Genomic DNA, 22,124 nt, shown 5'->3' on the forward strand with positions numbered 1-22,124 from the left:
GATTAGCCCCTGTTCCGGTGCATCATCCGGTAGGTGAGTTCGGCAAGGAGCTCTTCGTCGGAGAGGTGCGAGGCCCGGGCAACGGGAGCGCTCGGAACGGAAACGCGGGGAGGTCCGGGGCGTGATTCCTCACCTGAGCGCATGTCGTCAGGGGTGATCATGTCCGGTGCGAAGTTCGACTTACCTTTCAGGACCTCCGATACGGATCCTGCCCTCCAGCCCAAGGCGTGCTCAAGCTTGCGTTGGTTGATCTCCTGCGTCCGGCGGGTCCCGGATTCCAGTGTTCGCACTGTCTTGATGGCAGTACCAGCCTGCTTGGCCAACTGAACCTGGCTCAGGCCTTGGGCCAGTCGTTCTTCTTTGATCAGGCGGCCTATAGTCTGCAGTGCTTCAAGTTCATCCACGATTCCCAGTTTTCCATAGGCAATAGTAGGCAATCAAATCAGGGTGCGGAATGGTGGGGCAGGGAGCCCTTCCGCCACTGCCTGTTCGAGCCCCCGAGGGGCGCCTCTGCGCAGACAAGCGAAGGCTACTTGGTATCAATGCGGTTACTTTATGTGTAAGCGCTTGCATTGCGTTGCGGATCATGGCTAGTGTGAGCGTCACCACATCAATTGCGCCGCCGAATCTTTGTACTCAGCGAGGAGTCTTTAGCATGAAGAAAACCAAGTACCTGCTACCGGTCGCAGCCGCCGGTGTTCTGGCACTTACCCTTTCCGCCTGTAGTGGAGATGGTGGCGGTGGAGGATCCACCGCCGGATCGGATGATTGCTCCGCCTACGAAAGCTATGGCAAGCATGACGGCAAGACCGTCTCCGTCTACTCGACGATCGTCGACATCGAAGCCACCAACCTCGAAGAATCCTGGAAGCAGTTCGAAGACTGCACAGGTATCACCATCAAGTACGAGGGCAGCAAGGAATTCGAAACTCAGATTGGCGTGCGTGCCCAGTCCGGCACCGCCCCTGATGTGGCGATCTTCCCGCAGCCCGGCCTTCTTGCCACCCAGGCACGGGCAGGCTACTTGAAGCCCGCTCCGAAGACCGTCTCTGATCTTGTAGATAAGAACTGGTCCCCGGACTGGAAGAAGTACGGCACCGTGGACGGTACGTACTACGCCGCTCCGATGCTTGCGAACGTCAAGGGCTTTGTTTGGTACGCGCCCAAGACCTTCAAGGACAAGGGCTGGGAAGTTCCCAAGACGTGGGACGAAATGATCGAACTGTCCAAGAAGATCGCCGCGGATGACCCGAACATGAAGCCTTGGTGCGCCGGCTTCGAATCCGGTGAGGCAACCGGCTGGCCCGGCACGGACTGGATCGAAGACGTGGTCCTGCGCGCCCACGGACCCGAGGTCTACGACCAGTGGGTAGCTCACCAGATCCCCTTCAACGACCCCAAGATTGTTGACTCCTTCAACAAGGCCGGCGACATCCTGCTCAACCCGGACATGGTGAACGGTGGCTTCGGTGACGTTCGCACTATCCTTAGCACCGGTTTCGCGCAGGCTGGCCAGCCCGTTCTGGATGGCACTTGCGCCATGCACCACCAAGCCAACTTCCAGGCAGCCAACTGGCCTGCAGGAACCAACGTTGCTGAAGATGGCGACGTATGGGCCTTCATGACCCCGCCGATTGACGAAAGCAAGGGCAAGGCAGTCACTGGTGGCGGCGAGATGGTAGGCGCCTACAAGGACAACGCTGAGGTTCAGTCGTTCCTGGCTTACCTGGCCAGCGCCGACTTCGCCAACAACCGCGTCAAGCTTGGCGGCGTAGTCAGTGCAAACAAGGGGTTGGACCCCAACAACGCACAGTCGAACCTGGACAAGCTGACCGTTCAGATCCTCCAGGACCCTGACACCGTCTTCCGTTTCGATGGTTCGGACCTTATGCCGAGTGCAGTTGGTTCCAACTCCTTCTGGAAGGGAATCGTGCAGTGGATCAACGGCACGTCCTCGCAGGATGTTGCCAACAGCATCGAATCCAGCTGGCCTAAGAGCTAACTCCCAAAGTGCTGCCTCCCCTGACTGGAACTCCCAGCCGGGGAGGCAGTGCTTTTCCCGGAACTTAGTGATTCACTCACGCCCCGGAGGTTGGGTATGGAATTTATTGGAGAAAAACTCCTACAAGTAGTGATAGCCCTGGCGATATTCGCAGCGGTTATCGGCCTCATCATGCTGCTGGTGGACAGGGCACCCAAATCGGTCAAGGACAAAGTAACCGTCGCGGGCTTCCTTGCCCCCGCGGCCATCCTGATGCTGGTGGGCCTGGTTTATCCGGCCATCCGCACGTCAATGTTGGCCTTCACGGATGCCAGTGGCAATGGCAATGGTCTTGACAACTTTGTATGGATGTTCACGCAGCCCGAGGCTCTGACCACGCTGCGGAACACCGTGATTTGGACCGTCCTGGTTCCCCTGCTGTCTACGGGCTTCGGACTCGCCTACGCAGTATTTATTGACAAGGCCCGCGGCGAAAAAGTACTCAAGTCGCTCGTCTTTATGCCAATGGCTATCTCCTTCGTGGGAGCCGGCATCATCTGGAAGCTCGTCTACGACTACCGCGGTCCGAACATCGAACAAACCGGTGTGATTAACTTCTTCCTCGTCGCCTTGGGGATGGAACCCAAACAGTTCCTCCTTGATGCACCGGGAAACACCATGTTCCTCATCATTGTGATGGTCTGGATTCAGACCGGCTTCGCAATGGTGATCCTGTCGGCAGCCATCAAGGGAGTGCCGGTGGAACTCACCGAGGCAGCCCGCCTGGATGGTGCCAACGCCTGGCAGCAGTTCCGTAACGTCACGATCCCGGGTATCCGTGGAGCTCTGGTGGTTGTCCTGACCACCATTACGATTGCCACGCTCAAGGTCTTCGACATTGTGAGAACCATGACCGCCGGAAACTACGACACCTCGGTAGTTGCCAACGAAATGTACACTCAGGCCTTCCGGGCCGGCGAGCCGGGACGCGGTGCGGCTCTGGCCTTGATCCTGTTCCTGATGGTGCTGCCCATCGTTGTGTACAACGCACGAGTCCTTCGTAAGCAAAGGGAGATCCATTGACAGCCACGCCAGCCCCGAAAGAGGCCTCGAAGGGCGCCACCCGGCAGCGTCCTGGATCCGATCCCACCGAGGACGCCCAGCCGATGATGCGGCGGGTGAAGACCAAGCTCACGTCCAAGTGGGCAACAGCGGCAGCGATCATTATCGCCGTCGTATGGTCTGTGCCGACGTTCGGTCTCTTTGTTACCTCTTTCCGTCCCGCCGCCAAGCAGGTTGGCCCCCGCTCCGACGGTTGGTGGAATGCGTTCACTGACTGGCAGTTCACGTTCAAGAACTATACGGACGTCCTGGTCCCGGCGGGGTCGCAATCTGCCAACCTTTCCCAGTACTTCGTCAACTCCATAGCGATCGTCATCCCGGTCACCATCTTCGTGCTGGTGCTGGCGTCCATGGCCGCATACGTCTTCGCATGGGGGAAGTTCAAGGGGCGCGACGCACTCTTCATCTTCGTCTTCGCACTGCAGATCATCCCCCTGCAGATGGCGCTGATTCCGCTTCTGCAGTTCTTTACGCAGACTTTGCAGCTCCCCGCGGGTTCGTACGCGCAGTTGTGGATCGCCCACACCATGTTCGGCCTTCCGCTGGGCATCTTCCTGCTCCACAACTTCATCTCGGAAATTCCCGGTGAAGTCATCGAAGCAGCAAGGGTGGACGGTGCCGGACACAGCACCATCTTCTGGCGGATTATCCTGCCGCTCTCCGTCCCGGCATTGGCATCACTGGCTATCTTCCAGTTCCTCTGGGTCTGGAATGACCTGCTGGTGGCCTTGGTGTTCTCCGGCGGAACGGCGGACGTGGCTCCGATTACGCAGCGTTTGGCGGAGCTTTCAGGTACCCGTGGTGCCAGGGACTACCTGAACCCGGCAGCAGCATTCGTCTCCATCATCATCCCGCTCCTGGTGTTCTTCGGATTGCAGCGCTACTTCGTGCGCGGCCTGCTGTCCGGCGGCCTCAAGGGCTAGGAACTGCGCCCTCGGTTACGCAGCGCATTACATCGCTGCGTAACCGAGGGCGGCAAAGCACAAGTCCACATTTAAGGTGAAGGCGGAGCAACGGCGGCCGGAGAGGGGAGCCTGTGTCAAAAACAACGGGTAGGTCCCAACGCGGCGGCCATACCGGCGTCAGTATTGAGGACGTCGCCGCAGCTGCCGGAGTTTCCACGGCGACAGTTTCCAGGGCGGTCCGGGGACTGCCCCGGGTATCGCCCACGACCCGGGAAAAGATCCTCGAAGTCGCCAGTTCTTTGGGGTATGTGGCGTCGTCGTCGGCGTCGGGCCTGGCGACGGGCCGTACACGCACCATCGGCGTGCTTGCCCCTTTCGTTAGCCGCTGGTTCTTCTCCAAGGCCATTGAAGGCGCGGATCGGGAACTGCATTCACGCAAGTACAACCTTTCCCTCTTCAACCTGGGCGGCCACGGCAGCAACCGTGAGCGGCTCTTCAGTTCCACCATGGTCTACAAGCAGATCGACGCCCTGCTGGTGTTGTGCATGTCTTTGACCGAGGAAGAGCTGGAACACCTCCACAAGATCGATATCCCGCTGGTTGTGGTGGGTGGCCACGTGGAGGATTGCGCATACATCGGCATCAATGATTACGACGCCGCGTCCACCGCCGTGCGGCATCTGCTGGACCTGGGGCACAAAGACATCGCCCTGCTCCATGGCGACGACGAAACGGACCTGAACTTCGACGTCCCCCGCGTGCGTATCCGCGCCTTCCAGGAAGTTATGACCGACGCCGGCCTGGAAGTCCGCCCGGAGTGGGACCAGTGGGGGGATTTCACCGTAGCCAGCGGGCAGCAGGCTTTCAATCGTCTCTGGAGTCAGCCCGGCCGCAAGCCAACGGCCATTTTCTGTTCCTCGGACGAGATGGCGATGGGTGTCATTTTCGAAGCAGCCCGCCACGGTGTCCGCGTACCGGAGGACCTCTCGGTCATCGGGATCGACGACCACGACTTCTCGTCGTCCATCGGGCTCACCACCGTCGGGCAGCGTCCAGACAACCAGGCCGAGCTCGCCACCAAGATGCTGCTGGATGAACTGGACGGCAACCCGGGAGCAGTGCATTCAGAGGTGGCCCCCCACAAACTGATCGTGCGCGAGACAACGGCCCCGCCAAGCTAGCGCCAGAGCCAAGCTAGCGCCGAAGCCAAGCTAGCGCGGAAGCCAAGCTAGGAAGCGCGCGCCAACTGCCGGATGGGAATCCACCGCGAGGCGAGCCGACGGTAGGCGGCGGCCGCACCTGTCATGTCGCCTTCAGCCAGGCACTCGATCCCCAACCGAACATCCATGGGGGACTCGTCCGGATACACCTTGTCAGCTACGGCACCGTAATCGAGCTCCACCATGGACTGGACGTGGAAAAGTTCCAGCCATTCCGTGAGCTGTGTCAGGTCATCCAGCATGTCCAAATCCGGTGCTGCCAACGCCAGGTGGGCAACGGCGAACCGTGCCCGGTCCAGGGCCTCAGTCAGGGGCGTCCATACCCGGACGGTCAGGATGCGCCCCTCGGATTCCACTACGTCCTTGCGGTCGGACTCGTTGAAAAGCGAGAACCAGCTGAACGGGATCCCCCATGTTGAGGCACGGGTATGCACGCGTTTGGCGGCCTCCCCGGCGTTGATGCGATCGATCCTTGCCTGGTGCTTGTCGCGCTGCGAGACCGGAATGAGGAGGTCGGCCAGGGGACTGTGCACGCCGTCCATCAGCGCGTTGGCCGCCAAACCAGCCCTAATCACCAGCTGGCTGGGGCAGTAAAGCAGCCGCCCGGCGTCGTTATCTTCTTTCCCGGACACCGCGGCGTGACGCCCGCTGGGCACGCGCGTCATCCGGACCAGGTCCGTGCGGCCCGTGGGGAAAGGATCGCCGCCGGAGCGCGTGATGCGTCCCAGCGACGCCTGGAGTTCAGCATTTTCGACGGCGGCCCGGGATCCGTTCTTGCTGCCCTCCGCAACGAGTTGGCGCTGCTGTTCAGGCGGGAACGCGTCCAGGGGCTCGTAAATGCGCAGCGACGAAGAGAACGGCAGACCTGCCTGGCCCCGATACAGGTTTCCAGTCATGTCAGCCGCCCCTTTCGTTAGTGACCTTGTACTTGGTCTGCGAGGTACTTAGTCTGCGATTTCCACGATGACGGGAGCGTGGTCCGAAGCACCCTTGCCCTTGCGCTCTTCGCGGTCGATGGAGGCTCCGGTGACGCGTGAAGCCAACGCCGGGGAGGCCAGGCAGAAGTCGATGCGCATGCCTTCCTTCTTGGGGAAGCGAAGCTGCGTGTAGTCCCAGTACGTGTACACGCCGGGGCCCGGAGTATAGGGACGGACGACGTCGGTGAACCCTGCGGTTTCGAAAGCGTGGAACGCGGCGCGCTCGGGTTCGCTGACGTGGGTGTAATTGTTGTTGCGGAAGAGCTCGATGTCCCACACGTCGTCGTCGAACGGGGCGATGTTCCAGTCACCCATGAGCGCGATCTGGGTGGTGGGATCGGACTTCACCCATTCGGCCGCGTGGCCCTGCAGAACGTCAAGCCACTTGATCTTGTACGGCATGTGTTCGTCGTCCAGCGAGCGGCCATTGGGAACGTAGAGGCTCCAGATGCGGATGCCGCCGCAGGTGGCTGCGATGGCGCGGGCTTCCTGCGCGGGATCCTTGCCTGCCTTGCCGAACGCAGGCTGGTCCAGGAAGGTTCGCTGCACGTCCTCCAGGCCCACCCGGGAAGCGATGGCAACACCGTTCCACTGGTTGACGCCAAAGTGAGCAACCTCGTAACCCATGCGCTCGAAGAGCTCCCACGGGAAGTTCTCGTCCTTGCACTTGGTCTCCTGGATGGCCAGGACATCACAGTCGCTGCGCTCAAGCCAGGCTTCTACGCGGTCGGCACGGGCGCGGAGGGAGTTCACATTCCAGGTTGCTATCTTCACAGCCACTAACTTACCGAACTTGGCGCTGAGCGCATCCCCTGCTGCCCTTTTTGCCGTTCACAACCACCGTAGAACCAGCGTGCAACTAGCGCGCGAACAGCGGCGGTGAACTGGCCAGCTTGCGGAGCCCGATGCCCGAGGCGATGAGGAGCAACCCTGTCAGGATCGCGAACCCGGCCAGCATCCACACCAGGCTTAGGAAGCCCAGCCCCGGGTTGAAAAGGACAACGATCCCAAACACAGTGGTGACGAGTCCCGTCAGGAACCAGATGCCCCAGCTCCGGATGAAGCTCCTCGCGGCGAGCGCCAGAATGATTTGCGACAGACCCAGGACCAGGGCCCACAATCCGATGAGGACGCCAATTGCTGCTGCCGTTATTCCCGGCAACGCAATTGCCACGATGCCGGCCGCGATGGAGATAAGGCCGCCCACTACAGTCCAGCGGGAACGGCCTGCGGGATCGTAGAAATAATGCGCCACGCTGGTAATGCCGTCAATGATTGCGAAAATGCCGAACATGACAACTACCACCAAGGCAGTAGCGCTCGGTAAAACAGTGATCAATAGACCAAAAACTATGGAAAGGACTCCCCGGACCAGCAAAGCAGTTCCCGGGTTTTTGAACATTTTGCGATCCGCTACGTCCGACATACGGTCAGCGTAACCAACGGCGTGCCTTTACCGCATCCCCTCGCGCCGGATAGCTGTGGCAATTGCTGCGGCCCGCGTCTCCACACCCAGTTTGGCGTAGATGTGGGCGAGGTGGGTTTTGACTGTTGCCTCGGAAATGAACAGGCGTTTACCCAGATCGCGGTTGCTGAGTCCTTCTGTGAGGAGGCTGAGTAACTCGGCTTCGCGGGGAGTGAGGATCTCGTCAGGATTCCGCAATTGCTGGAACAGGCGTGAGGCCACCGGTGCACTCATCACGCTCTTCCCCTGCACAGCGCCGCGCACGGCTGCGAAGATCTCCTCCGGTGCGGCGTCCTTGAGCAGATAGCCCATTGCTCCGGCATCAACTGCGCGGACGATGTCGGCGTCGGAATCGTAGGTGGTGAACACGATGACGGCCTGCTTCGGGTTCCACTGCCTGAGTTGCTTGATTGCTTCGATGCCATCCATTCCGGCGCCCATCGCGAGGTCCATGAGGACTACCCCGGGCGTATGCTCGTGCGCAGCTTCCAGTGCTTCCTCGCCAGAGGCTGCTTCCCCGACGACGGCGATATCACCTTGGGTGCCCAACAGCGCCTTGAGCCCGCTCCGGACTACGGTGTGGTCGTCCACGAGGAGCACGGAGATGGTGTTCACAGGGCCTCCTTCAGGGCATTTGCCGGATCAGCAAGCCGGGTCAGCGGGAACTGCGCCGCAATGATGGTTCCTTCGCCGGGCGAGCTCTCCACAGACAATTCTCCGCCCAACTGTTCCACACGCTGTCGCATCGCCCGCAGGCCGTATCCTCCGTTAGCAGAAGGCGGAGGTACTGCGTCGGGATCGAAGCCGCGGCCGTCGTCGAACACGTCCAAGGTGACGGCATCCGGAAGGTACCCCAAGGTCACACTGGCGTGCTCCGCGCGGGCATGGAGTTTGATGTTGGCAACGGCGCTTTGGGTGACGCGGAGCAAGGCATGCCGCACCTCGGAAGGAAGGGGGCGCACTTCACCCGTGACCTGAATGTTGACGGTCTCAACGTACTGCCGGGCTGCGTGTTCCAAGGCCTCCGGGAGCGGGCCTGTTTCCAGGCCCGGGGCGGAAAGTTCGTGCACCAGGCTACGGGTATCGGCGAGGTTGCGCCGGAGCAAATCTGTTGCCTTGCGTACGTCTTGGTGGGCGGTTTCAGCGGGCCACGCGCGCTGGGCGGCCTCGAGGAGGAGCAGGCTGCTGGCCAAGCCTTGGGTGACGGTGTCGTGAATCTCGCGGGAAACACGCTCGCGCTCAGAAGCGACTCCGGCTTCACGTTGCTTGGTGGCCAGCTGCTCCTGGGCTTGGGTGACGTCGTCGAAAAGTTTGCGTTGCAGGGCCGCGTCGCGCTCGATCTTGTCGTAGATCAGGGTGAGCAGGGCGCCCGCTGCGAGCGGGCCGAGCAGCATGGCGATGTCCGTCCAGTCGCTCATCCGGAAGAGCCCGACGGCGGTAGCGGCCGCCGTCGCGCCTCCCGCCACGTAGCCGGCCCAGCCTCGGAAAGCCGTCCGCGTGAGGAAGAAGATGGCGAAGGAACACCACGCGAAGCTCGGGGCGATCACCACCAACGCGGCCCAGGCTGCAATCAACGCCACCATCCACGGAATCCACAGCTGTTGCTTGCGATGGTCCGGGTGCTGACGGTGGACCAACACGGCGGTGACCGCGTACAGGGCACACACCGCAACGGCCAGGGCAACGGTCCACAAGTTGTCCGCGGGGGAGTGGCGCATGACGTACCTGACCGCAGAGGCCACCATCAGGACGGCAAAGCCCAAGTGCACAACTACATCAATGCGGCCATCGATCCTGTTGCCCGGCTCTGGCCGTGGACGTGCTGTTGGCATGGGTGGTTCCCGTTTCCGGTTTTCGGTGGAAGGCGTTCTTTCCATGCTAGATCCCGGCGCTGTCATTGGTCTCTCCACCTTTTGGCTGATACCGGTGGCGGAAAGGCTGAGGGCGGGAGGGGCGCCCGGCCGATGTGGCTGCGCGCCGTCCGCGGAAGCATGGAGGTGTACCCGATGCTCACAACGAGGAGACCCCGTGAAGAAGTCCAACAAGATGATTGCCGCCGCTGCTGCCGGAGCATTGTTGCTCACCGGCGGTGTCACTGCCGTTGCCAACGCAGTGTCACCCGCAGCCGCGCCTGCTGCCGCGCCGGTGAAGGTTGCCGCAGACGTTCTGCCTGCCCCGGAGAACGTCGTAGCCCAGAACCGCATCTCCGTGGGGGCGTCCAGCAAGGCCGTCAACGCCGCCCTCGCAAAGTGCCAGGCCGACAAGCTGCCGTTCGTGACCGTGGCACTGGTTGACCGCTTCGGCACCGTCCAGGCCCTCCTCCGTGGTGACAACGCCGCCGAGCACACCATCGAAGCCGCCAAGCAGAAGGCCTACACGGCAGCAGCTTTCGGTGCCACCACCAGTGAACTCGCCAAGCGCGTCAATGGTAACGGCCCGTCCATCGCCGACCTTCCCGGCACCTTGTTCCTGCCCGGCGGCGTTCCGCTGAAGGTCAACGGCGTTTCAGTGGCCGGCATCGGAGTTGGCGGCGCCCCCGACGGCGCCCTCGACGAGGCCTGCGCCACAGCCGGTGCCGATGCGTTGGCTGCGGCCGCGAAGTAGCCTCGACAGTATGGATTCCCTGAAGGGGCGGGGCCTGGCCGCGGGTTCGGTGATCGGCGCTGGTTTGCTGATCGCCGGGCTCGTGGCCGGCTGTGCTCCGTCGTCGCCTCTGCCGGCAGGGACAGGCACGACGGCGGCCCAGCCTTCCAGCCCGGCCCCGACTCCCGTAGCCCCCAGCCCGACCGCGACGTCGAGCGCAAGTCCCGGCCCGACGTCGTCGGCTGCTGTGCCACCCAAACTGTCACCGGAGGCCCAAATCGAAACCGACCGGCTCCTGATTCTCGCCGCGAAGGCCAACGATGTTGCCCGAGTCCGGGAATTGATCGCGGCGGGTGGGAACGTCAATGCCAAGGACGACATCCAGGACTCCGCGTTCCTCTACGCCGGCGCTGAAGGCTTCAACGAGGTCCTGCAGCTGACGTTGAATGCTGGAGCGGATGTTCGCAGCACCAATCGGTACGGCGGCACCGCGCTGATCCCTGCGAGCGAACATGGGCATACGGAAACGGTCAGGATTCTGATCGCAGCGGGTGTGCCCGTGGACCACGTCAACAATCTGGGCTGGACCGCCATGCAGGAAGCCATCCTGCTCAACAACGGCGGGCCCAATCAGCAGGACGTGGTCCGGCAACTCCTGGCTGCCGGAGCCAACCCGGACATCCGTGACCCCCAAGGCCGAACCGCCCTGCAAAATGCAGAGCGGCTCGGGTTTACGGAAATCGCGGCGCTGATCCGGAACCGCTGACCCGACTGAGTCGCATTTGTGCGCGTTTTCAGCCCTCAAAACGCGCTGTGCTGCTACTTACTTGGGTTAGAGGGCTTCCAGCACGCTCACGTAGTTGGCGATGCCCACTCCGCCCATGTTCTGGACCGCGCCTCGGCGGGCATTGGACAATTGCATATCGCCCGCGGTGCCGCTGAGCTGCATCGCGGCGATGACGTGCTGCGACACACCAGTGGCACCCACCGGGTGGCCCTTCGCCTTGAGTCCGCCGGAGACGTTGACGGGCAGCTTGCCGTCCTTATAAACCCAGCCTTCCTGGACGGCTCGCGCGCCCTCACCGCGGGGAGTGAGGCCCATGGCTTCGTACATGATGAGTTCGGCGATGGTGAAGCAGTCGTGCACCTCCGCGAAGTCCAGGTCCTGGATCCCAACTCCCGCCATGCCCAGCGCACGCTCCCACGAAGCCCTGGTGGCAGCAAACTCGGTGGGGTCGCGCTTCTCCGCCGGGAAGAAGTCGTTGGCGTGGCCGAAACCAGTCAGACGTACCGGCGCGGTTGCGCCTCCGGTAGCGGACGTGGAAAGCACGACGGCGGCGGCACCGTCCGAGACCGGCGAACAGTCCGTGCGGCGCAAGGGTTCGGCCACCATGGGGTTCTTCTCTGAGATGGTCCGGCAGAACTCCTCGCCGAAGTCGCGGTGCATTTGGGCGTAGGGGTTGTCCATGCCGTTGTGGTGGTTCTTGGCAGCGATGGAACCTAGGACATCACCGAGGCCGCCTTCGAATCCCGGGCCGGTGATGCCGGCCCCGTAGCGCTTCCCGTAGTGCTTGGCGACCTCAGCGAACAAACCTGTGAATCCCGTGGAAGAGGCTTTTCCTGCCATCTCGTACGAAGCACCGAGCAATGCCGCCCCCACAACGTCGGCGCCGGCGTCGGTCATCTTCTCAGCCCCGATCACCAGGACGTTGCGGGCAGTCCCGGCCAGAACGGCTTTGACGCCCTGCTGGAAAGCCGCGGAACCGGAAGCGCAAGCATTCTCGGTGCGCGTCGCGGGAACGTTAGCCAGATCTGCGGACAACTGAAGTGCCAGCGACGACGTGAATCCCAGAGGCTGCATTCCGGAGTTGAACTGCCCGAGGTAAATTTCGTCGATGTCCTTGGGATCGAGCCCAGAGTTCTTAATCGCTTCGCCGGCAACCTGGACGATGAGCGACTCCAAGGTGTCATCAGTCAGTTTGCCGAACTTGCTGTGCCCCCACCCTGTGAGCAGGATGTCCTTGCCGAATTGGTCCTTCAGGCTCATGCGTTTACTCCTTCAAGTGCGTGTTCCTCAGAGGCGAGCGCCACCGTGAACTCTGCCTCGGTCTTGCTGCGGATCTCTTCCACCGTGACGCCAGGGGCGAGGCGGGTCAGCAGCAGCTGCGTGCCGCCGTCGGGTGTTTCCGCTGTGGACGGTGTTTCCTCGATGTCGAAAACGGCGAGGTCCGTGATGATCCGGTCAACGCACTTGAGTCCCGTCAGCGGGAGCGTGCATTCGGCCACGATCTTGGCCGAACCGTCCTTGGCGTTGTGCTCGGTGAGGACCACCACCCTCGGTGTACCCGCCACCAGGTCCATGGCTCCGCCCATGCCTTTGACCATCTTGCCGGGGATGGTCCAGTTGGCCAGGTCGCCCGAGCCGGACACCTGCATGGCGCCCAGGATGGCCACCTTCACGTGTCCGCCGCGGATCATGCCGAACGACGTGGCGGAGTCGAAGATGCTGCCACCGGGGGTGATGGTGACGGTCTGCTTGCCTGCGTTGATAAGGTCGGCGTCTTCCTCGCCCTCATACGGGAAAGGGCCCATGCCGAGCAGGCCGTTCTCGCTCTGGAGGACCACCCGCACGCCGTCGGGCAGGTTGTTGGCCACCAACGTGGGAATGCCGATGCCGAGGTTGACGTAATCGCCGTCGTTCAGTTCTTCGGCCGCGATGGCGGCCATTTGGTCTCGTGTCCATGCCATGGTGATGTGCTCCGTGTTCTTAGGCCGTTACTGATTCGGCGTGCTGTGCCTCGAGTCGCTGCCGGACCGTGCGCTGTTCAATGTCCTTGACCCGATCCGTGGCTTGGACCAGCCGCTGGACGTAAACGCCCGGGGTGACAATGTGATTCGGGTCCAGCTGGCCGGGTTGAACAATGACCTCAGCCTCGGCGATGGTCACTGCACCCGCTGTGGCAACCACCGGGTTGAAGTTGCGGGCCGTGTAGCGATAAATCAGGTTCCCGTCCGTGTCTGCAGTGTGGGCGTGGACCAGGGCGACGTCGGATGTGATGGCGCGCTCGCGGACGTACGTCACGCCGTCGAACTCTTCCAGCGGCTTGCCTTCGGCAACCAGGGTCCCCACTCCCGTTCGAGTGTAGAACGCCGGAATGCCGGCGCCGCCAGCGCGGAGACGCTCGGCGAGTGTGCCCTGCGGCGTGAACTCGACCTCAAGCTTCCCGGCCAGGTACTGCTCGGCGAACAGTCTGTTCTCACCGACATAAGATGCGATGACCTTCCGGACCTGGCCCGCCTCGATGAGGACGCCTAGCCCCTTGCCGTCCACGCCCATGTTGTTGGACACGATGGTGAGATCCTTGGCGCCGGACTCACGGACGGCGTCGATGAGGTCGGCGGGAATGCCGCTGAGTCCAAAACCTCCGACGGCGATGGTCAGGCCGTCTGCCATCAGGTCATGTAAAGCTTGGGCTGCGCTCGCTTGGATCTTGGTCATGCTCGACTCCTCTTTGAGTTCATTTCCGGTGCATCCACTTTGTGGACTGCTCTCACTCTTGAGGAGGAGCCTAGGTTGCCTTTGTTGGGCGGTCAATGCACGTACCTTCCAGATACTCAGGGTATGGACACTACACTGGAGGGTGTCCATATTATGGATGAAATCTGATGGAGGGTGCTGTGGTGGTACAAGGAGCGCAAGTGGTGGGCCGGGTGGCCCTGTTGCTTAGGCTGGTGGGACGCAGGCCCGAGGGCACCTCTTTGGCGGGCTTGGTGCGCGAGTCCGGGCTGACCCGGCCAACCGTCCACCGGCTACTGACGTCACTGGCCGCGGAGGGCTTGCTGGAACACGATTCCACCTCCGGGAAGTGGGTGTTGGGTCCGGAGATCTTCCTGCTGGGATCAGTGGCCGCTGCACGTTTCCCTATGGAGGACATTGCGCGGCCCTCGCTGCGCAGGTTGGCTGCGGAGACCGGGGAGAGCGCCTTCTTCTCCATTCGTCGTGGTAACGAAACAGTGTGCGTGCTGCGGGAAGAAGGCTCCTTCCCCGTGCGGTCCTTCGTGCTGCACGAAGGGGTGCGCTTTCCCTTGGGAGTCGCTTCGGCCGGCACTGCCATCATGGCTTTCCTGCCTCCCGACGAACAGGAAGCGTTGTTGGGCGACTGGGCTACGCATGCCGGCGACTTTGCGGCGGGCCATCCTGCAGACGTGGTGCGGGGCAATCTGGAACGGACGCGGCTGGCTGGCTACTCCGTCAATCCCGGGTTGATCCTGGAAGGTAGCTGGGGCATGGGAGCGGCTGTGTTTGATCAGCAGGGACGGCCAGCATGGGCTCTTTCCTTGACGGGAATTGAGCCGCGATTCCGTGCGGACCGCCAGGAGTTCCTCGGGAAACTGCTGCTCGAGGAAGCACACAGGATGACGGCGCGCCTGCAGGGGTCCCAACCCAACTAGGTCGCATTAGTGCGCGTTTAGACGGCTCAAAACGCGCACAAATGCGACCTAGTTGGGGGAGTTAAGGTCCAGCCGCATCAGCACTCTCGGGAAACCGTTCAGGACCGACGTCGTCTCGGCCACCTTTTTGAAACCGGCCTTCTCGAAAAGCCTCCGGGTGCCAACGTAGGCCATGGTCAGGTCCACCTTGCCGCCTTTGTTGTCCACGGGATAACCCTCAATCGCGGGCGCGCCGTGGCTTTTTGCGAAGTCAATCGCGCCGCGGAGCAGCTCGTGGGAAATTCCCTTGCCGCGATGCCCGGGCCGCACCCGGATGCACCAGACCGACCACACCTTGGTCTCATCCACGTGGGGAATCTTGCGGTTTTTCGCAAAAGTAGTGTCCTCGCGAGGGTGGACCGCTGCCCACCCAACTACTTCGTCGCCGTCGTACGCCAGAACGCCGGGAGGCGGGTCCTCGGCCACCAGCTTCTTCACGAACTTCCCGCGCTCCTGTTTTTGGAGCTCCTGGTTCAGTTTCGATGGAATCCTGTAGCTGAGGCACCAGCACACGTTGGCATCGGGGCTCTTGGGCCCCACCATGGTCTTCACGTCGTCGAACACCGTCGCTGGGCGAACCTCGATAGCCATTCGCCCATCCTGTCATCGGGATGAACCCCTCCACTAGGCCTGCGGAGACTGGCTCAAAAAAACTTTTTCAATCCGCACCCATCCACCCTGTCCCGACCTCCGAATAGCTGGTGAGACACAAACCGCTGGTGAAGCAAAAGCAACACCCGCAGCCCGTGTCCCACCACCCACTGGACCCAACGCCCTGGTTCCAAAAACAAGGAGAATGACATGTTGTCCACAAAGCGCCCCGCCCTCGCCTTCGTTGGCCTCACTGCAGCCGCCCTTCTCGGTCTCACTGCCTGTGGTGGTTCCAACACCTCCAGCACACCGGCTGCTTCATCTGCCGCCCCGGAAACCTCCATGGCGGCACCGTCGCCGTCGGCCTCCGCCATGAGCAGCGCCGCCATGGATCCGGCCGCTAACCTTGTGGGCCCCGGCTGCGCCGGTTACGCCGCACAGGTTCCGGACGGTGCCGGATCGGTCATGGGCATGGCCCAGGACCCGGTAGCCGTAGCAGCATCGAACAACCCGCTGCTCAAGACCCTGACCGCCGCTGTTTCGGGCAAGCTCAACCCCAAGGTGGACCTGGTTTCCACCCTGAACGGCAGCGAATTCACGGTGTTCGCACCGGTTGACGATGCCTTCGCCAAGATCGACCCCGCAACAATCGAGACGCTCAAGACGGACGATGCCCTGCTGAGCAAGATTCTCACCTACCACGTAGTCCCCGGTCAGCTGACCCCGGACCAGATCGTCGGCACCCACAAGACTGTCCAGGGTGGCGAAGTGACGGTTGCCGGCACCAAGGATGCCCTCACGGTTGACGGAGCTTCCAATGTGATCTGCGGTGGCGTCCAGACCGCCAACGCCACGGTCTACCTGATCGACTCGGTGCTGATGCCCAAATAGGCTTTAGCTTCCACCAGTACTAACAAAAAGCAGGCGCCGGAATCCCGGCGCCTGCTTTGTTGTGTTGGAATCAGCGTGTTGTTGCTAGCGGCTGAAGTCAGTGTCGACGTAGGAACCGGCCCTGTTGTGTTCCGATCCGCAGGGGCAGCGGTCAACCTCGATCCGGACTGTCACCGGTTTGGAAGCGTCCAGGGTGAGGGTCACGTCCTCACTGGCCTGGTTGCTGGGGCTGGCCTGGGTGTTGAGACGGAGAGTTCCGTTGGCAGAAGTGTTGGACATGGTGGACCTTACTGACGTGTGAATGGGGGTCAGCCAAAAAGCTGGGTTATTTGTGGTCGGAATCCTGTTGGGGCTTGCCGACCAGGGGAATGGTTCCCGTGGGCGTTCCCCCGGCGCAATCGGAGTCCGTGCACTTTTCGGCGCAGTCGTGTTTGGTGACGAGGTCGAACTGAACGCCGCCATGTTGCTCAACGCCCGTTCGGATGGCTCGTTCCACCACCGAAGTGGCCAATCGCTTGTGCAACTGGAGCGGGTCCCGGCGAAGGTCCTTGACCAGTGCGAAGCAGAGCAACAGCATGACGATCACGAAAGGCAGGGCTGCCACGATGGTGACTCTTTGCAGGCCCGACAAGGCTTCCGATGGTTTATCGCCGCCGGCAAGCAGCATGACTGCTGCCACTGCGCCCGTGAGGCTTCCCCAGAAGATCACCACTCCTCGACGCGGGTGCTCGGCACCATTGGAGCTGAGGGATCCCATCACGATAGAGGCGGCATCGGCGCCGGTGACGAAGAAGATCGCCACCAGGACCATGGCCAGGACGATGACCGCTGCTGTCAGCCAGCCAGGCATGCCCAGGTTCTTCACGAGGTCGAAGAGGGCGCCATCGAAGTTGATGGAGGGTGCGCCGTCCACCATGGTCACAAGCCCGGGCGTGCCGGCCTTGTCTGCCTCTTGCTGGACGTGGAAAGCGGCGCCGCCGAAGATGCCGAACCAGATGACGCTGACAACGCTGGGCACCAGCAGGACACCGGTGACGAACTGGCGGATGGTGCGTCCGCGGCTGATGCGGGCGATGAACATCCCGACGAAGGGCGTCCAGGAGATCCACCAGGCCCAGTAGAAGATGGTCCAGCTGGTCATCCAGCTACGCAGGGACTCGTCTCCCACAGCTTCGGTCCGTGATGACATTTCGGCGAGGTCCCTGGCGTAGTCGCCTACAGCGGAAGGGATCAGGTTAAGGATGAACAGGGTGGGTCCTGCTACAAACACAATCAGGGCGAGAATAACAGCCAGGACCATATTGATGTTGGAGAGCCACTGGATGCCTCGGCTGATGCCTGACACAGCGGATGCCACGAAGCAGAAGGTCAGGATGGCCACAATAACCACGAGCACCGGAGTGCCGATCTCACCCAGCCAGCCATTTGACGTCATGCCGCTGCCGATCTGGAGGGCGCCGAGGCCAAGCGAAGCGGCAGTTCCGAAGAGTGTGGCGAAGATGGCCAGGATGTTGATGAACTTCCCCAGCGGCCCTTCCACCATGCGGATGCCGAAAAGCGAGGTGAAGGCTGCCGAAACCAGTTGCTTGCGGCCCAGGCGGTAGGTGCCGTATGCCATGGCGATACCGACCACTGCGTACATGGCCCACGGGTGCAGGGTCCAGTGGAAGATCGATGTGGCCATGGCGGTTTGGATGGCTGCCGGAGTGCGGCCGTCCACGGTTCCCGGCGGCGGCGAGATGTAGTGGTAGAGGGGTTCGGCCACACCGTAGAACATGAGCCCGATGCCCATGCCGGCGGCGAACATCATGGCCACCCAGGAAATGGTCCGGAACTCGGGCTTCTCGCCGTCCTTGCCCAGCGGTATGTTGCCAAACTTGCCGAGGGCAAGCCACAGGACGAAGACGACGAACAATGAGGCGAGGACCATGAAGAGCCAGCCGGTGTACTCCATAACCCAGTTCAGGGCGCCTTTGGAGGTATCTGAGAGGCTGTCGCGCCCGACAAATCCCCAGACCACGAAGGCGACGGCGATGGCGCCCGTGATCCCGAAGGTGACTTTGTCGAGGGTAAGTTTGCGGTTCCGGCGGGCCGAAACGGCCTGCTCGGTCTTGGCGTGGCGCAGCTCTTCCATGATCTGTTCGTATTCTTCGGAATCCGGAAGGGTTTCAGCGCCTCCGTCCTCAGCGTCGAGGGCTGCCAAGTTGGTGTCGTCGGTGGAGATCCTGATGATTTCCTCAGGGTTCTCCGCGTGGGCAGGGCTGGTTGATGTGGTGGAACTGGCTGCTGTTGAAGCACCCGCCAATTGATCGTCGGCAGGTAACTCCTCTGGTGTTAAGGATTTTGTGTCGCTGTTTATAGCCATGAGCGGGTCCTTTGCTCGGCGAGTCATGGGTTTGCGTTTATACATGGCCCTGGAGGATGAGGCCGAAGGGAAGGCTGGGGGGCTTCCCCGCTGACCATGATTTGCTGTCCCGGATCTGCACTTCAGGAGCGTAGATGGGCAGTTTCATGGGGCACCTTTTTGGTCGGACGGGTTGGTTGAACGCTGGGCTCATGGAGCCCTTAAGGGCGTTCCGCATGAATCAACAACATTCGCGCTAAGCAACAGAGTGCGCCCCGTCACACTCAAAGTCAAGGACTTTTCCTTGCTTGCCGACAGTTTGACGCAACGAATGGGAGGGGAAGTGTTCGTTGCGTATGATGGCCCGTGTTGCGCCTAGAGCATCGTAGACCCGCGCAGGGCAGGGCAGGGCTTAGCGGTGCCTGTAACCCATCCGGGCGCTGATGGTCAGCCCGGCCTCGCGAAGGCCGTCGATAAGCCCCGGCTGGTCCTCGGGTGAAAAGCGGAACGCCGGGCCGGAGATACTTACCGCAGCGATGACGGTTCCCGAGTGGTTGAAGATGGGCACGGCAATAGCGGTGAGGCCGATTTCAAACTCTTCGTGAACTGTCGCGTAGCCGTTGCGGGCTACGTCCAGCAGCTGCTTTTCCAGCTCTCCGCGGTTGGTCACCGTACGTGGCGTTCGAGCGGGCAAGCCCACTGCCTTGAGGACCTGGGTTCTTTCATCGGCGGTCAACGCGGCCAGAAGGACCTTGCCGCTGGATGTGGCATGCAGCGGCGTCAGGCTGCCCACCCAGTCGTAGGTGGCAAGTGTTGAGGGCCCCATCGCCTGGTCCACGTTGACGGCATAGTTGGACCGCAGCACAGCCAGATTGACGGTTTCCTTGTATTCGGCCGCCAAGGCCTCCAGGACTTGGCGCGCCTCATGAACCACGCTCAGTCTGCCGGGGATGGAAGAAGCCAAACGGAGGATTCCAAAGCCCAACTGGTACTTGCCGCGTTCGCTGTTCTGCCGGACCAGTTCGCGGTTGACCAAGGAGCCAACCAGCCGGGACACGGTGGACTTGTGGACGCCCATCTCCTCAGCGATGTCGCTCACGCCGGCATCGCCTTCCCGGGCCAGGATTTCCAGGATTTGGAGTGCGCGGTCTACTGACTGGACGCCTCCGCCCTGGGCGTCTACGTCCTTGTCGAAGTCCGGGTTGCTGCGTGCGGCCATGGTGCCTCGTGTCGTTGTCCAGGCAAGCCACCCTGAGCTGGTACCCCGTGTGGCCTGCACCCTCGTCTTTCCTCATCCTAGACGGAGTTTTGCGCGGACCTTTTCACATCATGGATGATTCACCCGCTCATGGCAGCCTCCTGGACAGCCTTTCGTGGGTTGCTCAGGCGCTCCCTTCCGGCATAGACGTTGAGGCTATGTCCCCGGCTGAAGCCAACCAGGGTCACCCCGGTCTCGGTGGCAAGATCGACGGCGAGGCTGGAGGGGGCGCTGACGGCCGCGAGAACCGGGATGCCGGCCAAGGCTGCCTTCTGGACGAGTTCGAACGATGCCCTGCCCGAGACCTGCAGGACCAGGCCGGTCAAGGGCAGCAGGTCCTGCCGAAGGGCCCAGCCCACCACTTTGTCCACCGCATTGTGCCGGCCGACGTCTTCCCGCAGACACAACAGCTCCGGGCTGGCGCCATCCACTTTGAACAGTCCAGCTGCGTGGACCCCTCCGGTTCTGTCGAAGACGGCCTGCGCTTCGCGGAGCCGGTCCGGGAGCTCGGCTAGGACATCCACGGGAACCTGTAGACGGTCCAAGGACGGATCGAAATGGATGGTCTTGCGTACGGCTTCAATGGAGTCCGTGCCGCAGATGCCACACGAACTCGACGTATATACGTGGCGCATGGTGTCCGGCAGGGGAACGTCCGGCCGTAGCTGGGCTTCCACCACGTTGAAGGTCTGCACCCCGTCCTTCTCGCCCGCACAGAACCGGAGGGAGATCAGCTCGGAAGGGCTGCGGATGATGCCCTCGGACACCAAAAATCCAGCCACCAGATCAAAGTCGTCGCCCGGCGTCCTCATGGTCACGGCAAAAGAGGTGCCTCCGATCCTGATTTCCAAAGGTTCTTCGGCGGCCAGAACATCCTCCTTGAACCGCACGGAATTTTCGGTGTCCGCCGCGTCCAAGCGGAAACGATGGATTTTCCTGCGCTGGGTCATGCGGGCCATCCGGCGTACCCTCCTGATTGGTCCGGGAAATAGATGGGTGCTGTCCACGGCAGCGGCAGGACGGGTACGGGCGCTCCGGCTGCGACGCCTTCGGGGGGAACAGCCATATATCCGTCTGCCCAGGCAAGCCCGCGCATCATCCCCGGACCCGTGCGGGAGGCAGGGAGCGCTAGATCATGGATACGGGTGCAGGGCATGAGGCGTGTCCGCCCTGGGTCCGGATCGATGTCGGCCCCGGAGGTCATCAGCACAGCTCCCCGGAGAGGTCGGCTTCCCATAGCGGCCAGCAAGGGTTCCCCGAGGGTCATCAGCGCCATCATCGCGGCCAGCGGATTGCCCGGAAGGCCGATGACGAAACGACCATCAGGAAGTTCGGCCAGCACCGCCGGATGTCCCGGCCGCATGGCGATTTCGTCCAGGAGGAGCCGACCCCCGAGCGCCGCAACGGCATTGCGGAAGTGGTCTGTCCCGGATTTTCCCGTCCCGCCGGTGGTGATCGTCACGTCGGCCGGTAAGCCATCAGGAACGCGGCCAAGCGCCGCCATCCACTCTTCGTATGAGTCGCCTATCCTGCGCTGGCCACCCGGCTGCCCGCCCAATTGCGATATCACGGCATCCAGCTGCGGGCCGAACGCGTCGCGGACCTGTCCTGGCGCCGGCTCGCCTGAGGTGACCACTTCAGAACCGGTAAGTACGACGGCGACCCTCGGCTTGCGCTGCACCTGAACGTGATCGTGGCCTGCCACTGCGGCCAGGGCAATATGAGCCGGATTGAGGAGCGTGCCGGCGGGTATGAGGACCTCTCCGGCTGCGGCTTCTTCTCCGGCGGGCCGAATGTGCCGGCCTGGGAGTGTCTCACCCGGCTTGGCGTCGTGTCTGAGAGAGAGGTGCCCGTCCGCGGATGCGTGGCCGCTTTCCTTGCGCAGGACTGCCGTGGCGCCGGTTGGAACGAGCCCGCCGGTGGCGATGACGCTGGCTTCGCCCGGCGACAGCGGCAGCCCCGCCGTCGTTAGTATCCAAGGGCCGCTGCCGTTGATGGCCCAGCCGTCCATGGCTGACGACGCGTAATGGGGCAGGTTCCGTTGAGCGGTGACGGGGCTGGTCAGGGTGCGCCCGATCGCCTCGCCGAGGGTGACTTTCGACGACGGGAGTGGACCGGCACACTGGTAGGCCAGTTCACGTGCTTCGGCCCACGAGGGTGCGTGACGCGGTTCGCCGCTCACCACGAACCCTTCGTGAGAGTCGGTGAAGGTTGCTTGTGCAAGCATGGATGCCCGCTTCCTGGGGTGGTGCTTCCTGTGAAACGCAGATACCGGGGACTGCCCGGCCTTCCCGTA

At 62.3% G+C, this 22,124-nt stretch carries 23 protein-coding genes; 8 read left to right on the forward strand and 15 right to left on the reverse strand.

Going from position 1 to position 22,124, the window contains the following annotated elements; all coding sequences use genetic code 11:
- Window positions 1-2 precede the first annotated feature (2 nt).
- Complete coding sequence (locus AC6CH8_RS08320; RefSeq protein WP_243836651.1) at window positions 3-437, reverse strand: helix-turn-helix domain-containing protein; 435 nt, start codon at window positions 435-437, stop codon at window positions 3-5.
- A gap of 218 nt (window positions 438-655) precedes the next feature.
- On the opposite strand from AC6CH8_RS08320, the gene AC6CH8_RS08325 reads away from it, so the two are divergent.
- The 4 genes from AC6CH8_RS08325 (at window position 656) to AC6CH8_RS08340 (ending at window position 5,189) form a co-directional block, all read left to right on the forward strand.
- Window positions 656-2,002, forward strand: a complete 1,347-nt coding sequence (locus tag AC6CH8_RS08325; RefSeq protein ID WP_498189890.1) for an ABC transporter substrate-binding protein — start codon at window positions 656-658, stop codon at window positions 2,000-2,002.
- 96 nt (window positions 2,003-2,098) lie between these two features.
- A complete protein-coding gene (locus AC6CH8_RS08330; protein ID WP_091464888.1) occupies window positions 2,099-3,064 on the forward strand; it encodes a carbohydrate ABC transporter permease in 966 nt (321 codons plus the stop codon).
- Complete coding sequence (locus AC6CH8_RS08335) at window positions 3,061-4,026, forward strand: carbohydrate ABC transporter permease (RefSeq protein ID WP_091464890.1); 966 nt, start codon at window positions 3,061-3,063, stop codon at window positions 4,024-4,026. The genes AC6CH8_RS08330 and AC6CH8_RS08335 overlap by 4 nt, the downstream gene beginning before the upstream one ends.
- Window positions 4,027-4,139: 113 nt before the next feature.
- Window positions 4,140-5,189: a LacI family DNA-binding transcriptional regulator gene (locus AC6CH8_RS08340; RefSeq protein ID WP_498189892.1), complete on the forward strand. Its 1,050-nt coding sequence runs from the start codon at window positions 4,140-4,142 to the stop codon at window positions 5,187-5,189.
- 47 nt (window positions 5,190-5,236) lie between these two features.
- Here the strand turns inward: AC6CH8_RS08340 and AC6CH8_RS08345 are convergent, their stop codons facing one another.
- From AC6CH8_RS08345 to AC6CH8_RS08365, 5 genes are all read right to left on the reverse strand, one after another.
- The gene (locus AC6CH8_RS08345) at window positions 5,237-6,124 is read right to left on the reverse strand and encodes a DUF8083 family protein (RefSeq protein WP_091464893.1); all 888 of its coding nucleotides are present in this window, start codon (window positions 6,122-6,124) and stop codon (window positions 5,237-5,239) included.
- A gap of 48 nt (window positions 6,125-6,172) precedes the next feature.
- Entirely contained in the window at window positions 6,173-6,979 is an 807-nt protein-coding gene (locus AC6CH8_RS08350; RefSeq protein WP_498189895.1) for an exodeoxyribonuclease III, read from the reverse strand.
- A gap of 85 nt (window positions 6,980-7,064) precedes the next feature.
- On the reverse strand, window positions 7,065-7,631 hold the full coding sequence (locus AC6CH8_RS08355) for an HdeD family acid-resistance protein (protein WP_498189896.1): 567 nt from the start codon (window positions 7,629-7,631) through the stop codon (window positions 7,065-7,067).
- Between the two features lie 27 nt (window positions 7,632-7,658).
- Window positions 7,659-8,285 carry a response regulator gene (locus tag AC6CH8_RS08360; protein WP_498189898.1) on the reverse strand — a complete coding sequence of 209 codons (627 nt, stop codon included), beginning with the start codon at window positions 8,283-8,285 and terminating at the stop codon, window positions 7,659-7,661.
- Window positions 8,282-9,502, reverse strand: coding sequence for a sensor histidine kinase (locus tag AC6CH8_RS08365; RefSeq protein ID WP_498189900.1), 1,221 nt, complete (start codon window positions 9,500-9,502; stop codon window positions 8,282-8,284). The genes AC6CH8_RS08360 and AC6CH8_RS08365 overlap by 4 nt, the downstream gene beginning before the upstream one ends.
- 196 nt (window positions 9,503-9,698) lie before the next feature.
- Between AC6CH8_RS08365 and AC6CH8_RS08370 the strand changes: the two genes are divergently transcribed.
- Together AC6CH8_RS08370 and AC6CH8_RS08375 are read left to right on the forward strand one after the other, a co-directional pair.
- Window positions 9,699-10,274: a GlcG/HbpS family heme-binding protein gene (locus AC6CH8_RS08370; protein WP_498189902.1), complete on the forward strand. Its 576-nt coding sequence runs from the start codon at window positions 9,699-9,701 to the stop codon at window positions 10,272-10,274.
- Between the two features lie 10 nt (window positions 10,275-10,284).
- Window positions 10,285-11,019: an ankyrin repeat domain-containing protein gene (locus tag AC6CH8_RS08375; RefSeq protein ID WP_498189904.1), complete on the forward strand. Its 735-nt coding sequence runs from the start codon at window positions 10,285-10,287 to the stop codon at window positions 11,017-11,019.
- A 66-nt stretch (window positions 11,020-11,085) separates the two neighbouring features.
- Here AC6CH8_RS08375 and AC6CH8_RS08380 read toward each other — a convergent pair whose 3' ends face one another.
- The 3 genes from AC6CH8_RS08380 to AC6CH8_RS08390 are packed head-to-tail and all read right to left on the reverse strand — an operon-like array spanning window position 11,086 to window position 13,752.
- Complete coding sequence (locus AC6CH8_RS08380; RefSeq protein ID WP_498189906.1) at window positions 11,086-12,300, reverse strand: acetyl-CoA acetyltransferase; 1,215 nt, start codon at window positions 12,298-12,300, stop codon at window positions 11,086-11,088.
- Window positions 12,297-13,001, reverse strand: a complete 705-nt coding sequence (locus tag AC6CH8_RS08385; RefSeq protein ID WP_498189908.1) for a CoA transferase subunit B — start codon at window positions 12,999-13,001, stop codon at window positions 12,297-12,299. The genes AC6CH8_RS08380 and AC6CH8_RS08385 overlap by 4 nt, the downstream gene beginning before the upstream one ends.
- 19 nt (window positions 13,002-13,020) lie before the next feature.
- Window positions 13,021-13,752 carry a CoA transferase subunit A gene (locus tag AC6CH8_RS08390; protein WP_498189909.1) on the reverse strand — a complete coding sequence of 244 codons (732 nt, stop codon included), beginning with the start codon at window positions 13,750-13,752 and terminating at the stop codon, window positions 13,021-13,023.
- A gap of 167 nt (window positions 13,753-13,919) precedes the next feature.
- On the opposite strand from AC6CH8_RS08390, the gene AC6CH8_RS08395 reads away from it, so the two are divergent.
- A complete protein-coding gene (locus AC6CH8_RS08395; protein ID WP_498189911.1) occupies window positions 13,920-14,705 on the forward strand; it encodes an IclR family transcriptional regulator in 786 nt (261 codons plus the stop codon).
- A gap of 48 nt (window positions 14,706-14,753) precedes the next feature.
- On the opposite strand, the gene AC6CH8_RS08400 is transcribed toward AC6CH8_RS08395, so the two are convergent.
- A complete protein-coding gene (locus AC6CH8_RS08400) occupies window positions 14,754-15,335 on the reverse strand; it encodes a GNAT family N-acetyltransferase (RefSeq protein WP_454809326.1) in 582 nt (193 codons plus the stop codon).
- Between the two features lie 210 nt (window positions 15,336-15,545).
- Here AC6CH8_RS08400 and AC6CH8_RS08405 point away from each other — a divergent pair, with 210 nt between their 5' ends.
- Window positions 15,546-16,226: a fasciclin domain-containing protein gene (locus tag AC6CH8_RS08405; RefSeq protein ID WP_498189913.1), complete on the forward strand. Its 681-nt coding sequence runs from the start codon at window positions 15,546-15,548 to the stop codon at window positions 16,224-16,226.
- 84 nt (window positions 16,227-16,310) lie between these two features.
- Here the strand turns inward: AC6CH8_RS08405 and AC6CH8_RS08410 are convergent, their stop codons facing one another.
- From AC6CH8_RS08410 to AC6CH8_RS08430, 5 genes are all read right to left on the reverse strand, one after another.
- Window positions 16,311-16,505 (reverse strand): hypothetical protein, encoded by a 195-nt coding sequence (locus AC6CH8_RS08410; RefSeq protein ID WP_364307478.1) that lies wholly within the window; start codon window positions 16,503-16,505, stop codon window positions 16,311-16,313.
- 46 nt (window positions 16,506-16,551) lie between these two features.
- Window positions 16,552-18,591 (reverse strand): BCCT family transporter, encoded by a 2,040-nt coding sequence (locus AC6CH8_RS08415; RefSeq protein WP_498189915.1) that lies wholly within the window; start codon window positions 18,589-18,591, stop codon window positions 16,552-16,554.
- 391 nt (window positions 18,592-18,982) lie between these two features.
- A complete protein-coding gene (locus AC6CH8_RS08420; protein ID WP_420179924.1) occupies window positions 18,983-19,789 on the reverse strand; it encodes an IclR family transcriptional regulator in 807 nt (268 codons plus the stop codon).
- A 119-nt stretch (window positions 19,790-19,908) separates the two neighbouring features.
- The gene (gene fdhD, locus AC6CH8_RS08425) at window positions 19,909-20,787 is read right to left on the reverse strand and encodes a formate dehydrogenase accessory sulfurtransferase FdhD (protein ID WP_498189917.1); all 879 of its coding nucleotides are present in this window, start codon (window positions 20,785-20,787) and stop codon (window positions 19,909-19,911) included.
- On the reverse strand, window positions 20,775-22,055 hold the full coding sequence (locus tag AC6CH8_RS08430) for a molybdopterin molybdotransferase MoeA (protein WP_498189919.1): 1,281 nt from the start codon (window positions 22,053-22,055) through the stop codon (window positions 20,775-20,777). The genes fdhD and AC6CH8_RS08430 overlap by 13 nt, the downstream gene beginning before the upstream one ends.
- Between the last annotated feature and the right edge of the window lie 69 nt (window positions 22,056-22,124).

It is taken from the genome of Paenarthrobacter sp. GQ52 (assembly GCF_059759005.1).